General features: G+C 69.6%; 10 protein-coding genes and 2 pseudogenes. 6 read left to right on the forward strand and 6 right to left on the reverse strand.

Going from position 1 to position 13,868, the window contains the following annotated elements:
* Positions 1–21: 21 nt before the first annotated feature.
* Positions 22–3,957 (reverse strand): endo-alpha-N-acetylgalactosaminidase family protein, encoded by a 3,936-nt coding sequence (locus tag IE258_RS17715; protein ID WP_229892184.1) that lies wholly within the window; start codon positions 3,955–3,957, stop codon positions 22–24.
* Positions 3,958–4,362: 405 nt separating this feature from the next.
* Here IE258_RS17715 and IE258_RS17720 point away from each other — a divergent pair, with 405 nt between their 5' ends.
* Positions 4,363–5,451, forward strand: a complete 1,089-nt coding sequence (locus tag IE258_RS17720) for a LacI family DNA-binding transcriptional regulator (RefSeq protein ID WP_229892185.1) — start codon at positions 4,363–4,365, stop codon at positions 5,449–5,451.
* 35 nt (positions 5,452–5,486) lie between these two features.
* On the opposite strand, the gene IE258_RS17725 is transcribed toward IE258_RS17720, so the two are convergent.
* Positions 5,487–6,074: a TetR/AcrR family transcriptional regulator gene (locus IE258_RS17725; RefSeq protein WP_189744601.1), complete on the reverse strand. Its 588-nt coding sequence runs from the start codon at positions 6,072–6,074 to the stop codon at positions 5,487–5,489.
* A 78-nt stretch (positions 6,075–6,152) separates the two neighbouring features.
* Here IE258_RS17725 and IE258_RS17730 point away from each other — a divergent pair, with 78 nt between their 5' ends.
* Positions 6,153–6,851 (forward strand): alpha/beta hydrolase, encoded by a 699-nt coding sequence (locus IE258_RS17730; protein ID WP_189744603.1) that lies wholly within the window; start codon positions 6,153–6,155, stop codon positions 6,849–6,851.
* Positions 6,852–6,882: 31 nt separating this feature from the next.
* Here the strand turns inward: IE258_RS17730 and IE258_RS17735 are convergent, their stop codons facing one another.
* Entirely contained in the window at positions 6,883–7,524 is a 642-nt protein-coding gene (locus IE258_RS17735; RefSeq protein ID WP_189744605.1) for an MBL fold metallo-hydrolase, read from the reverse strand.
* A gap of 81 nt (positions 7,525–7,605) precedes the next feature.
* Between IE258_RS17735 and IE258_RS17740 the strand changes: the two genes are divergently transcribed.
* Positions 7,606–8,073 carry a MarR family winged helix-turn-helix transcriptional regulator gene (locus IE258_RS17740; protein ID WP_189744607.1) on the forward strand — a complete coding sequence of 156 codons (468 nt, stop codon included), beginning with the start codon at positions 7,606–7,608 and terminating at the stop codon, positions 8,071–8,073.
* A 69-nt stretch (positions 8,074–8,142) separates the two neighbouring features.
* On the opposite strand, the gene IE258_RS17745 is transcribed toward IE258_RS17740, so the two are convergent.
* Complete coding sequence (locus IE258_RS17745) at positions 8,143–8,529, reverse strand: hypothetical protein (protein ID WP_189745024.1); 387 nt, start codon at positions 8,527–8,529, stop codon at positions 8,143–8,145.
* A 136-nt stretch (positions 8,530–8,665) separates the two neighbouring features.
* Positions 8,666–9,103 (reverse strand): annotated as a pseudogene (locus IE258_RS17750) (hypothetical protein); the annotation flags it as partial.
* Between the two features lie 621 nt (positions 9,104–9,724).
* Between IE258_RS17750 and IE258_RS17755 the strand changes: the two are divergent.
* Positions 9,725–10,354, forward strand: coding sequence for a hypothetical protein (locus tag IE258_RS17755; protein ID WP_189744609.1), 630 nt, complete (start codon positions 9,725–9,727; stop codon positions 10,352–10,354).
* A gap of 186 nt (positions 10,355–10,540) precedes the next feature.
* On the opposite strand, the gene IE258_RS17760 is transcribed toward IE258_RS17755, so the two are convergent.
* Complete coding sequence (locus tag IE258_RS17760; RefSeq protein WP_189744537.1) at positions 10,541–12,082, reverse strand: alanine/glycine:cation symporter family protein; 1,542 nt, start codon at positions 12,080–12,082, stop codon at positions 10,541–10,543.
* Positions 12,083–12,485: 403 nt separating this feature from the next.
* Here IE258_RS17760 and IE258_RS17765 point away from each other — a divergent pair.
* Positions 12,486–13,298 (forward strand): annotated as a pseudogene (locus IE258_RS17765) (IS5 family transposase).
* Between the two features lie 100 nt (positions 13,299–13,398).
* A complete protein-coding gene (locus IE258_RS17770; RefSeq protein WP_189744611.1) occupies positions 13,399–13,815 on the forward strand; it encodes a hypothetical protein in 417 nt (138 codons plus the stop codon).
* Positions 13,816–13,868 lie beyond the last annotated feature (53 nt).

Raw genomic sequence — 13,868 nt, forward strand, 5'->3', positions numbered from 1 at the left:
GGGCCGCACCCGGCGGGTGGCTCAGCGGAGGTCGGCGGGACGCTCGCCCGGCGGACAGCCCGTGGGAAGGTCCACGGGCAGGCCGTACACGCGCATCTCCGCGGCGGCCGCGTAGGGCTGCCCGTTGAGCGCGTCGAGCGCGGTGAACCGCACGTAGGAGGCGCGGACGCGGTCGAAGGAGACGCGCTGGGTCCGCGGGTCGTCCTCCAGGGTGCCGCGGGCCACCGTCGTCCAGTCCTCGCCGTCGTCCGACACCGCGACCTCGTAGCCGGCGACGCGGCCGTTCGGGCCCCCGCTCTGCCGGCCCAGGTAGCCGAACCCGTCGATGTCCGCGGCGCCGCCGAGCTCCAGCGTCACCCAGTGCGGATACGGTGCCTGGGAGGCGGTGTAGTCGGTGTGCCAGATGGTGCCGGCGTCACCGTCGAGCACGTTGGACACCGGCCCCTCGGCGGCCCCCGACGAACCGTTCTCCGAGTCGGCGGTCGCGGTCATCGCGCCCGGTGGCAGAACGGGCTCCTCGGTCACCGTGGCGCGGGCCTCGGACGAGACGGTCATGGTGGCTCCCGCACGGGCGTACGTGGCGGTCACCTGCCAGGCGGGGGAGGTGCCGGGCGGGCCGGCCGGCGGGGTGAGGAGCCAGGTGGTGCGCACGGTCGCGACCGGCGGCACCCGCTCGAAGAGGTTGCCGTCCTTCTCCTTCACCGCCACCTTCCAGCCCTCGGGCAGCCCCTGGAACGCGATGCCCACGTTCTCGGCGTCGGCGGACTCGTGGTTGGTGAAGGCCGTGACGTACTCGCCGGGTACTCCCGGGCTCAGCTCGGTGCCGGACGGCGCCGTGACAGCGGCGCAGGCGGCCCCGGTGCCCGCCTCGCCCAGGTCGGTCACGGTGAAGTCGTCGAGGACCAGATCGGTGCCCCGGGCGCTGCCGAGCTTGCGCAGCCCGACCCAGGTGTCCCCGCAGCCGGCGACGATCTCACGGGAGTAGGAGGCCGTGTCCAGGGCCGGTGCCAGCACCTCGCGGGTGATGTCCCGGGAGGTGGTCTTCCCGTCGGCCACCTGGTCCGCGCCGGTGATCCAGGCCCACTGGCCCTCGACGTTGGTCTGGTAGGAGAAGGAGACCCGGTACCTGTGGCCCTCCTCGAAGGGCACCGTCGCCGGGGTCGTGCGGTGGACCAGGCCCGTGTTCTCGGCGTGGGACTTCAGCGAGTGCCGGCCGGCGAGCACGTCGTCGACTGCCCTGCCCTTCAACGTGCCGGAGTCGTAGGGCGAGTAGGTGTTCTTCCACTCCTTCTGGCTGTAGGGCGCGTGCAGGTCGCTGACGCTCGTGCGGGGGTCGGTGACGCCGCCGGCGTCGCCCTTGACGAACGGCCCCCAGCCGGGCTGGTTGCCCTCGAAGTCGTCGTGGGCGACGACGGTGCCGTCCCCGGCGCGGGGCAGCCGGGCGGTGGTGTCCGCCATGACGCGTACGTCGTCCAGGACGACCGCCGCACGGCCCGGGGCGGCCCCGAGTTCCACGGTGACCGTGCCGTCGCGCGGTGCGGTGAAGGAGACCGCGGCCCGCTGGGAGTAGGTGTCCCGCTTCTCGTCGGACGCCATCCGGTTCCGGGCCGGCGTGGTGTCGAAGGTCTTCGGCTCCGTGTCCTTGCCGCCGCGCACCCGCAGCGTCGTGGCCCGGCGCTCGCCCGGACCGATCTCGACGTCCGCGGCGAGTGTGTACCGATTGCCCGGGGTGAGGCCGCGGACCCGCTGCGAGATGCCCGAGGCGCCGTCGCCCAGGCGGACCACGTTGTCGCCGTTCTCTGCCCGGACGATCTCCGCGCCGCCCCGCGCGTTCCAGTCGTCGAGGTGCCCGCCGTTGAATCCGGGGTCGGACAGGCCGGTGTACTGGCCGTAGTGGGCGTTCCGGTGCGGCGCCCCGCCGCCGTTCGGCACGAGGACGTAGGGCTGCCCCTTCTCGGCGGTGAGCGTCACCCGCCCGTCGTGGGCCGTCACCCGGGTCTTCTTCGCCCGCCCCTGGTCGGTGAGTTCGTAGAGGGTGAAGTCCTCGTCGCCCGCGAACCGTTCGGTCAGTTCGAAGGTGTGCGCGCCGCCGGAGGCGCTGTAGAAGTACATCTTGTCGGCGTCGACCGGGGAGGAGGTGCCGTCGTCCTTCCCGGCGTTCTGCCAGGGCAGCAGGTAGGCGTCGCCCCTGAGGACCTCGGTGCCGTCCATGGAGATCCGCCGTTCGCCGTCGACGGAGCGCACGCTCACACCGTCGGTGAGCCGCGCGGACCTGCCGCGGTCCCAGTCCAGCACCTGGAAGTGCTGGAGGAACTTGGTCGGCAGGTTGTCGGTCCAGATGTTGCGGTAGAAGGCGTTCCAGTCGTCCTGGCCGGTCCAGCCCTCGAACTCGACGACGCTCGCGCCGCCGAGCAGCGGGTCGACGTTCCACACGTCGCGGTCGGAGTTGGCGATGAACCGGACGATGTCCGAGTTGATGCCCTTGTTGGTGGCGCCGCCGTAGTTCTTGTCGGCGGCCCAGTGCGACCACAGCGAGGTGCCCTCGAACTTGTACGCCCACTCGGTGGCGACCTCGAAGCCCATCTTCCGCAGCTCGGCGGCGAGACCGTCGGCCAGCCAGCCGCTGGAGTAGTAGGCGTCGATGTAGACGGTCCTGATGCCCGGTGCCTCCTTACGGAGCCGCTTGAAGCGGTCGAGGACGGCGCCGGTGCCCAGGTCCTTGCGCTGGTCGATGTGGTAGGCCTGGTTGAGCCAGTCCCAGCCGTTCGGCTGCCCCTCGACCATGTCCTCGCTGAAGGTCCTGGCCTGCGCGTACGCCTCGGTGGCGTTGACGTGCACGGCGAAGTCCGCGTTGTAGTCGGCGCCGGTCCGGGTGAGGCGGTTCAGGTCCTTCCAGCCGCCCGCGCGGACGTTCTCGTTGCCGCCGTAGTCGGGGTGGGCGGAGTCGTGGCCCTCGCTCGCGTACCCCTTCTCCAGCACCCACTGCCCCAGGTCGTCGGTGGCCATGGAGATGCGCTTGGTGTTGTCCAGCGTCTTCAGGAACGGGTTGGTGGCCTGGCTCGCGAAGTTGAACGGAATGCGCTGGACCACGCGTTCGGGCACCCGGTCGGCGCCGAGCGGTCGGCGCATGTGCTCCCGGTGCGCGATGGCGCCGTCCTGCCAGTCGACCGTGCCGTCCCCGTTGGCGTCGGCGGCGAGAACCACGGTCGCCCGGGGCAGCTCGTAGGTGTCGACCCGCGGGTCGGTCGCGCCCTGCGGGTGGTAGGTGTACGTGCCGACCGACAGCTCCGCCCGGCGCCGCCCCTGCCCCGCGTCGACGATGCTGGACTGCAGGCGGGTGTTCCAGTTGGTGTTGTCGTCCTGCGGCGAGTCCTCGGTCGCGTTGGTGATGACGCCCGCGGACAACTGGGCGTTGCCGACGAACGCGTACGGGGTGCCCACGGGCTCCTCGTCCGGGACGGTGTCGCCGGTGACGGGGATGAAGCGGTCGGCGGTCGTGGTCGAGTCCGTGGAGATCTTCGTGCGGGCGAGGTTGGCGCCCGGGTCGGCGGAGTCGACGGAGACGAGGGACTGGCCGGGGATCGCGAGGGTACGCACGCCCGACGCGGCCTCGCCCGAGATCTTCTCGACGGCGAAGACGACCGTGGTGCTGCCGGTCACCGTGATGGTGGAGGTGATCGTGAGACCGGGCAGGTCCTCGAAGGTGGAGGTGTAGGTCGCCCTGCTGGCCTCCGCCTTCATGGTGGTGGTGGCACGGTGGGCCACGCCGTTGACGGTGAAGCTGTCCAGCGCCGTCGCCTGCCCGCCGAGAGCGCGCCGGCCCAGCCGGTAGGAGATCACCTGGGGGAACTCCTCGGCCACGGTGACGGTCAGTCCGCCCCGGCTCAGTTCCACCGGTGTCCCCGGCGCGGTCGCCGGGGCCGAGGCGGCCCGGGGCGGGGCCGCGCCCGCGGGCACGGCGGCGGTCGACAGCAGACCGGCCGCCAGGGCCAGCGCCGCGACGAGGGCACCGGGGCGCGTCAGTCGTCCGAGTCCCGATGGGAAAGGCGGAGGGGAGGACGGTGGAGAAGACGGAGAGGATGACGGTGGGAAGGACGGTGGGGAGGAAGATGATGAGGATGTCGGGCTGTGCGCTCCGGCCGCTCGCTTCGCTCTGATCGCTGCCATCTCGTTGCCGCTCGCCCTTCTCTGTGTCGACAGAGGCGTCTGCAGAGAAACCTGGTCCACGCGAGGTCCGCGTTGGCGGGAACTATGGCAGAGGATGTTATCGATGCCAATGGGTCGCGTCTGGCTAGACTCCGGGGTGCGGGAGCAATACCTGCGTATGCGGCCCGGACCGCGGTTTTCATGGAGAGGCGAGCGATGTCATCGGAAACGCCGGCAGCCGACCGGACGCCCGGGAGCGGGCGGACGGCCGACGACGGTGCCGCCCGGCAGCCCGGCATGGCCGACGTGGCGCGGCTCGCCGGGGTCTCCGCCCAGACGGTGTCCCGCACCCTGGCCGGTCACCCCAACGTCCAGCACGCGACCCGCGCCAAGGTGCTCGCCGCGGTCGAGGAGCTCGGCTACCGCAAGAACAACGCGGCGCGGGTGCTGTCGTCGGGGCGCAGCCGGACGATCGGCGTCGTGACGCTGCGGACCACCTTCTACTCCCGCGCGAACCTGCTCTTCGGCATCGAGGCCGCGGCGCGCGAGGCCGGGTACGCGGTCAGCACCGCCGCCACGGCGTCCCTGGACACCGCGGCCATCGAGGGCGCGTTGTCCCGGCTGGCGGAGCAGGACGTCGAGGGGGTCGTCCTCTCGGTGCCGCTGGTGCACGTGAGCCCGAGGATCGAGCGGCTCACCCGCTCGGTGCCGACCGTCACCGTCGACGGATCGAGGACACCGGCCACCGAGGTGGTCGCCGTGGACCAGACCCTGGCGGCCCGCCTGGCGACCCGGCATCTGATCGAGCTGGGCCACGAGACCGTCTGGCACGTGTCGGGGCCCCCGGAGTGGCTCGACGCGGCCAGTCGCTGCGCGGGCTGGCGCGACACCCTGGAGGAGGCGGGGCTGTCCGTGCCGCCGGTGCTCGAGGGGGACTGGACGCCCGCCTCCGGGTACCGCAACGGGCTGGTCCTGGCCAAGATCCCCGACGTCACCGCGGTGTTCGTGGCCAGTGACGAGATGGCCTTCGGGGTGATCCGGGCCCTGCACGAGGCCGGGCGCAGGGTGCCGCGGGACATCTCCGTGGTCGGGGTGGACGACATCGCGCTCGCCGAGTACTGCTCGCCCTCGCTGACCACGGTGGCCCAGCCGTTCGCCGAGATGGGTGCCCTCGCCGTGGCCCACCTGCTGCGGCACATCGCGGATCCGGGCGCGGCGCCGGAACCCGCCTCCGTCGAGCCCGTGCTGGTCGTACGCGCCAGCACGGCGGCGGTCGGCGGCGGCCCGGAGGCGCGCCGGTCCTGACCGCCACCGGCCCGCCGCACGTGGGGAACCGGCGTTCAGGCCGGGTGGCGCTTCCCAGCCGTCTCGGGAGTCTCGGCGACGAGGACGAGTGCGGCGAGGAAGTCCTCGAAGGCCCGGTCGGCTCGCGAGACATCACCCGTGGTCTCGATGTCCATGATGAGACCGCGCACGACCGCCAGTACGAGGGTGGCGAGTTCAGGACGGCCGATGCCGCGCAGGCCGTCCTCGAACGGCTGCAGCCAGTCCGTGGTGGACTCGCGGCCGAAGCCCGGCCACAACTGCTGTTCGGCGTTCTCGCGGAGTCTGCCGAACATGGTGAGGTACGGCCGGCCCGCCGGGCCGGTCATGACCCGCCATGCGCGTCGCAGCGTGCTCGGATAGGGCTCGTCGGGCCGCGGGGAGACCAGTTCGCCGAAGAAGTCGCGCTGACGTCGCCGTGCCCGCCGCAGGGTTTCCCGCAGCAACGCGTCCCGGGTCCCGAAGTGGTAGATGAGCATCCGGGCCGACGTGCCGGAGGCCGCCGCCAACGGCTCCAGGCGGTCGGGAAGCCCGTGCGCGAGCGCGTGGTCGACGCAGGCGTCGAGGATTCGGTCGCGGATCTCGGGCTGCTTGTGTCGACCCATCGCCGCACTTTTTCACGTAACCGGAGCTACGTCTACCGTTGATCGTGGAGCTCGGCACCCGGATTCGAGGAGGAAGAGATGCGCGTTGTATTCGTGCACGGGGCCTGTGTTCGTGACGGGTCGTGGTGGTGGCACCCGGCGGCCTCGGCCCTGCGCGAGCACGGCATCGGCAGCGCTGCCCCGGCACTGCCGAGCTGCGGCGAGGGCGACCGGCCGGCCGGGCCGGACGGTCCAGGACTCGCCGAGGACGTCGCCGCGGTGCGCGGGGTCCTGACCGAGGGGGACGAGCCGACCGTGGTCGTGGCGCACAGCTACGGCGGAATCGTCGCCGCCGAGGCGGCGGCGGGGGTGGAAGCGGTGCGGCACATGGTGCTGGTGTCGAGCTATCTGCCCGAGCCCGGCGAGTCCCTGTCGACGTTCGGAGCCGACGTACCCCCACCGTTCCTGGACTTCGATCCCGTCAGCGGCACGTTCGGCGCTCGGCCCGAGCTGTTCGCCGAGACGTTCGTCCAGGACTGCCCGCCGGACCTGGCCCGCGACGCGGCGGCCCGTCTGGTCCGGCAGACGCTGGCCGTGACCGGGCAGCCCGTTCGGGCGGCGGCGTGGCACGACGTGCCCACGACGTACGTGGTGTGCACCGAGGACCGCGGCACCCCGGTGGCCGCGCAGCGTGAGTTCTCCCGCCGTGCGGGCAAGGTCGTCGAGGTGGAGGCGGGCCACCACCCGTTCCTGTCCCAGCCGGAGGCCGTCGCCGACATCGTCCGCCACCTGTCGTGACCGCGACCGGACGGTCAGGCGCACCGCATGGTCAGCCGATCCCCGTGGACGCTCCCGGAGCCAGCCGCACATACGGACAACCGATGCCGGGGCCGGTACTGCCCAGGAGCCCGGCGACCATCGCTCCGCCGACCTCGTTCAGGGCGCCGTCATGGATGCCGACGGTCTGCCGCGGTGACACCTCGCGCACGTAGTCGATCAGCTGCCCGGTGGTGGACCAGGGGCCGTGCACAGGCAGCAACAGCGTATCGACGGCAGCATCAGGCACGGTGAGCGCGTCCCCGGGATGAAACACCGCACCGTCGACCAGGAAGCCGATATTGACCACCCGCGGCATGTCGGGGTGGATCACCTCGTGCCAGGTCCCGTAGACCTTCACTTCGAAGCCTGCCGCGGTGAAGACCTCGCCCGCACCGACCACCGTGAGACGTGAACCGAGATCGGCCAACTCGGCGCCTACGGCCGTGTTGACGAAGAGGCGCAGGCGCGGGTTCTTCGCGAGGGCCTGGCGCAGGGTGTCTTCGGAGAAGTGGTCGAAGTGCTCGTGGGTGACCATCACAGCGTCAGCGTCATCGAGCACGCGGGGATCGGTCAGGCCACCCGGGTCGATGACCAGACGTCGGCCGGTGGATTCGATACGCACACAGGCATGCCCGAACTTGGTGATACGCACAGCTCAATCCTTGAGGCAGACAACGAATCTGTACAACCAAACTGTACAACTAGTCTGTGGTCGGGTCGGTAGGATGGGGAGATGGACGAAACATTGGCCGAAGACCTGCGGCAGGCGGTCGGGGCGCTGGTCCGGGCGGTGCGAACCGTTGACACGATGCCCGGAGGCGCTGCTGCCATCCTTGGGTACCTCGACCGTGACGGCCCCCAGACCACTGCCGAACTGGCGCAACGACGGCTGGTGAGCCATCAGTCGGCCGCGAAGTCGGTCAAAGAGTTGTCGGCCGCCGGGTTGATCGTCAGCGAGCCCCACCCCGACGACCGCCGCAAGGTCCTGCTCCGGATTTCCCCTGCTGGACGCGAACGCCTGTGCCACGAGCGGACCCGCCGCACCGCTTCCCTGCACAACGCCATCGACGACACGCTCACCCTGGCCGAACAACAGCAACTGCAAGACGCTTTGCCCTTGCTCACGCGCATTACCGCGCACCTGGCCGGCGACAGATTCGTGCCACGTGCGGGTCCAGACCCGACGCTGCCGCCTCGGTGATCCACTGCCGCGTGACTGCCCGAGAGCCGTTGCCGTCCCGGGTCGCATGACCGCCAGGAAGAGAAGCTTTTAGACTGGTCGACCTCCGGCGCGTTCCCACTGCGCCTCATCCCATTCCACGTATTCGATCTGGACGCCCCCCGGGAGCTTCGCGGTCAGGTTCCGGCCAGTGGGAACGACCTGCGGACCACGCACGACCTGCGCTCCGGTCCGGGTGAGCAGCGCATGGCACTCGTCGAGGTCATCGACGATGAGCGTGGCCACTGTCGCCCGGTATGGCTCCAGCACTCGATCATCGCCCGCCACCACCAGAACGCGGCCGACCGTGGCCAACTCCAAGCCGTTCGGCATCGTGAAGCGGGTGCTGACCGGCTCGTCCGCGATCGTGGCGAGCGGAGCCAGCACGGCATCCAGGTCGTTGGCGTAGACGCGGGCGAAGGTACGGAAGACGCGCATGATCACCAACAAGGTGTCCGGAGATACAGATATTCCCCTCACCATCAAGGCGAAGACGCGGTTTCACTCGCGGGTATGCGGTCCAGCGCAGCCCAAGGGTGATCGAGACCAAGGGCTCGGCCGAGACGGTCGCGCTTCAGGCCCGGTGGGAGGTGCGGGAGGCAGGTGCCGGGGTCGGCAGGGGGCTGGTCGCGGCCCGGGTGACGTCGCCGACGAGTTCGACCACGTCCGGGCCGTACGCCTGTGAGTTGACGACCTTGAGCAGCAGTACGAAGGAGTTGTTGCCGTGTTTGCGGGCCAGTTTCTCGTGGTGCCGGGCGAGGTAGCGGGTGGCGGCCTGGTTGGTGATCGCGCGCTGGCCGCAGAACAGGAAGGCGGGCCGGGCCTCGCGCCGGTCCCCGGCGGTCAGACGGGCCAGCAGCACGTACTCCGTGACACCCGCCTCCAGTCGGTAGCGCTCGCTGCCGATCTGGAAGGCGCCCCGGTCCGGTCCGGGCTCCGGGTCGACGTTCATCCGCACCCCGGGCAGCATCGCGGCCATGTGGGCGACCATGCGCCGGTTCGGACGCGTTCCGAGAGTCCCACCTTGAACTCACCTTCATGACGGGCATTTGACCTGCTGGTCGGCTGCAGCAGCGACAGCGCGACCGAGACCGCCGCTAGCAGCATCCCGGCCCAGCCCAGGCACCGACCGTGCCCCATCAGCGCCTCGTATGCCTCTTCCTTGACCGTTTCCCCGCCTGCGGTCTGCCTCGCGAGGCTGGCTTCGCGCCCTTCACCCGGTCGACGGACCCGGTGTCCGCCTTGGTTCGCAGGGCCCTCGCGGCACTCCACGGTGCACGAACACTTGCCGCGCTCTTGCCGCTCGGTCACGCGCCTGAGTGCCAGTACCTGTGGATCACGAGTGGCGGGCGGACGGAGGCGTACGCCCTGGCCGCAGTGCCGTGAGCATCGCACTGAACGCGACCGAGGCTGTCTCCTCGCCGACGAACCGGACGCCCCGGCGAGGACGCCATCCGTCGCGGCTGGATGCCCGTTTCGGCGCAGGTTTCCTGCGTTCCGCGGTCAGGATCGTCATGGCCACCTGGGTCCGCATGGTGCCGCGACAGTGGGCTGCCTCTGCGGTTCGAGCGCGGGCGCTTTATACCACTGGGGGGTATGGTGGAACGAGTGCTTTCGACCCTGGAGGACCTGGATGTTCCTCATCGAGATCGCCTGCCCGCGTGGTGCGTTGACCGCTGACGACCGTGAAGAGCTCGCCGGTGAAGTCTGCCGGGTGCTGGTCGGTGCGGAAGAGGGCGTGGCGGAGGAAACGATGCGCCGTGCGCGCGCGATGATGCACGTCGGCTTCCGTGAGCTTGACGGCTGGACCACAGGCGATGGTCCGTGGAGGCCGGGGAACGTGCCGCCGCTGTGGGTCACAGTGACGGTGCCGGAGGCGTGGCGCGCCGAGATGTCGCGGACCACTATCGGCATGGTGCGTCGCGCGGTGCGTCGCCTCGATCGTTCGTACGGGTGGGAGCGATCCGAGGGGCATCTGTGGATCAACGTCGTCGGCATCGCCGAGGGAAGCATTGGTATGGACGGCAAGCCCGGTACCGCGGATGATGTCGTCGGCCGCATGACTGCGGAGTACCGGGCGCGGACCGATGCTGCCCGTGCCGACCTTCCCGAAGGGGTCACGGTCGATCCGATGTGCGGCATGCATGTGCGACTGGGGCGAGGGGCCGTCACTCTCGAGCACGAGGGCCGGACCGTGGGGTTCTGCGCGAAGAGCTGCCGTGCGGCATACGCTCGCGAGCACGGGCTGCCCGTCCCTGTGTAAGGGGGCGTTGCGCGCCGTTTGCTCGGCAAGGGAGGGAAGACACCGCTCCCGGAGAGCTGCCGGGTCACGTGAATCGGGCTCAATCAGTGTCCACTTGCCGACTTGCCGATATGTGAACGGGCCCGTGCTCGCCCAGGCGCGGGGTGGGCACGGGCCCGTTCCTGAGGAGCCGGGCCGTGTGAGCGGTCAGACGGTGGTCTTCACCGGCTCCTGGTCGTCGTCGCCGCCGTTGCCGGCGTTCGGGTCTGCTTTGCGAGCCCGGACGAAGTCGAGGAAGGTTCGCAGTTCGCGCTTGACGACGGGGGCGAGGAGGTAGAGGCCGATGATGTTGATGACGGCGAGGGTGAAGAGGAAGGCGTCGGCCATGTCGATCAGGGTCTGCAGGGTCAGCAGCGAGCCCGCGACGGCGAAGACGGTGTAGACGACCTTGTAGGTCACTTCGCTGGCGCGGCTGCGGCCGAAGAGGTACGTCCAGGACTTGAGGCCGTAGTAGCCCCAGGTCAGCACCGTGGAGACGGCGAACAGCAGGACGGCGACCGTGAGGATGTAGGGGAACCAGGGCAGCACCGTCTCGAAGGCGTCGGAGGTGATGGTGACGCCGCCGATGTCCTCGCCCGCACGGGCCTCGCCCCAGCTGGCGGGGTTGGCGATGACGATGGTCAGCGCCGTCATCGTGCACACGACGACGGTGTCGATGAACGGTTCGAGCAGCGCGACCAGGCCCTCACTGGCGGGGTGCCTGGTCTTGACCGCGGAGTGGGCGATCGGGGCGGAACCGAGGCCGGCCTCGTTGGAGAAGGCGGCCCGCTTGAAGCCGATGATCAGTGCGCCGAGGACACCACCGGCGACGCCTTCGGGGTTGAACGCGCCCTCGACGATGGAGACGACGGCGTCGGGGACGGCGGTGATGTTGACCAGGATCACGATCAGGCACGCGACGATGTAGATGCCGGCCATGGCGGGCACCAGCCTGCTGGTGACGTTGGCGATGGAGCGGATGCCGCCGAGAAGGACGATGCCGACCAGGGCGGCGATCAGGATGCCGAAGAGCAGGGCGCCGGCGGAGGAGCCGAGTGCGCCGTCCTCGCCGCCGGTGACGGAGACCAACTGCGCGTAGGACTGGTTGACCTGGAAGAGGTTGCCGCCGAAGAGGCCGAAGAACAGGATGAGGAAGGAGGCGAGGACCGCGAGGACCTTGCCGAGGGTCTTGCCGTTCTTGCCGAAGCGCTCGGCCAGGCCCTTGGGGAGGTAGTGCATCGGGCCGCCGGAGACGGTGCCGTCGGGGTGCACTTCGCGGTACTTCACGCCGAGCGTGACCTCGACGAACTTGGTGGCCATGCCGAGCAGGCCGCACAGGATCATCCAGAAGGTGGCGCCGGGACCGCCGATGGAGACGGCGACGGCCACACCGGCGATGTTGCCGAGGCCGACGGTGCCGGAGACGGCCGCGGTCAGCGCCTGGAAGTGGTTGACCTCGCCGGTCGACCCCTTCTCGTCGTACTTGCCCCGCACCACGTCGACGGCGAGTTTGAACTTGCGGAGCTGGACGAGGCCGAACCAGCCGGTGAAGACGAGGCCGGCGACGACGAGCCAGGCGACGATGAGCGGCAGATCGGTCCCGCCGACGGGGACGGTGTAGAAGACGACTTCTCCCAGCCACTGGGCTATGGGCTCGAAGAATCCGCTGACTGCTTCGTCGACGGACTGGGTGACGGAGTCGAGTGACACGGTGGTTACCTCGGTGACGCTGGGCGGGCGGGGTGGGGTGTCTCGCCTGGTTGAGCGGTCTCTGGGTGAACGTCGTTGTCCGATGAGCGGACCCGGGCAGCACGGTGCGGTGTCGGACCGTGACCGGGCCGGGCTTGAGCGGTGTGCAGGTCGACAACAGGTCGGCCTCTTCGCGGCCGGTGGCTGGCCGAGCCACCTGCGAAGTTGCGCTGTTGTACCACGTCTTTGCCAAATTTTTAGTGACGTAACTCACGTCACTACTCGTGACCAGGGGATGTCCCGCCAGGTGAGACCCGACCGTTATCCGGACGCGGGAAGCATGTCGTATGCACTTAGAACTCCTAACGAAATGATCTACAAGGTGGTTGGATCACTCCGGAACTGAAGATCCGGGGGGTGCGGGGTGGCTCGGGTGAAGCCCTGGGAAGTTGACGATGAGTTGTGGGCGGTGATCGAGCCGCTTGTGCCCAAGATTGAGCGACGGGCTCAGCATCCGGGGCGCAAGCGGCACCCGGACCGACTGGTGTTCCAGGGCATCCTGTTCGTGCTGCACACTGGGGACGCCTGGGAGCGCCTGTCGCAGGAACTCGGCTTCGGCTCGGGCATGACCTGCTGGCGCCGACTGGCCGAGTGGACCGAAGTCGGGGTATGGCCCCGGCTGCACGCGGCCCTCCTTGCCCAATTCCGCAGTGCGAACGCCCTGGACTTCTCCCGGGCGGTGGTCGACGGCTCCCACATCCGGGCGTTAAAGGGGGCACCAAGACTGGACGAAGCCCCGTCGACCGGGGCAAAACGGGCAGTAAGTATCACTTGATCACCGACGCCACCGGCATCCCGCTCGCCGCAACCCTCACCGGCGGCAACCGCAACGACGTCACCCAGCTGGTTCCGTTCCTCCAGGCCGTACCGCCCGTGCGGGGCAAGCGCGGTCGGCCCCGGAGCCGACCGGACGTAGTGCTGGGCGATCGCGGCTACGACCGCGACAAGTACCGCCGCCTGGTCTGGGGCCTCGGGGTGAAGCCGCAGATTGCCCGCCGCGGCACCGAGCACGGCTCCGGGCTCGGCGCTCAACGCCGGTTCGTTGAACGCGCGTTCGCCCACTTGCACTGGTTCCGCCGCCTGCGAATCCGCTGGGAGACGCGACGACATCCACGAGGCATTCCTGACCCTCGGATGTGTGCTCATCTGCTGGAGGCGCCTCCGGGTGGCCCGGTGAGTCGTGAGCGTGCTTGTCAAACCGATCTGAAGCCATGGAGCGTAGGGCGGCGTACCGTAAGAGATCGCGAAGACGGTCGATGAGCGGCGGGGGATGCGGCGTGGCCTATGCGATCGGGCTCGTGTGGATGACAGGGGCTGCCTTCATGACGTGGAAGGCAGCTCAACTCTGGCGCAACGCGTCCTTGGTGGACTTCTTCTTGGCTTCCTTCACTGTCCTGCCGTTCGGCCAGGAGGTCAGGAGAGGCGAGGTCCGCTCCGTGGGTGTCACCGCGACCTCGCTCTGGGCGATCACTCCTCTTGTCTTCTTGGGACTGCTGGACGCTGAGATGACCGGTGGCCAAGCAGCCGTCGTCCTGATAGCGGTGCTCATCGTGCTGGCATGTATGGCCTGCGAGATCAGCATCATCCTCTTCAACGTGCCCGCGCGATTAGTGCCGCCGCACATGCGCTCTGAACCTGGGACTGTGGTGCTGTGGCGTGTGCGCTGGGCGCGCAAGAAATCCGGTCACCGCTGACACACCGACTGTCGCGCACGGCATTTCGTTAGGAGTTCTTATGCGGACGCGGT

Source organism: Streptomyces tendae, assembly GCF_014650435.1.
Classification (GTDB): domain Bacteria; phylum Actinomycetota; class Actinomycetes; order Streptomycetales; family Streptomycetaceae; genus Streptomyces; species Streptomyces tendae.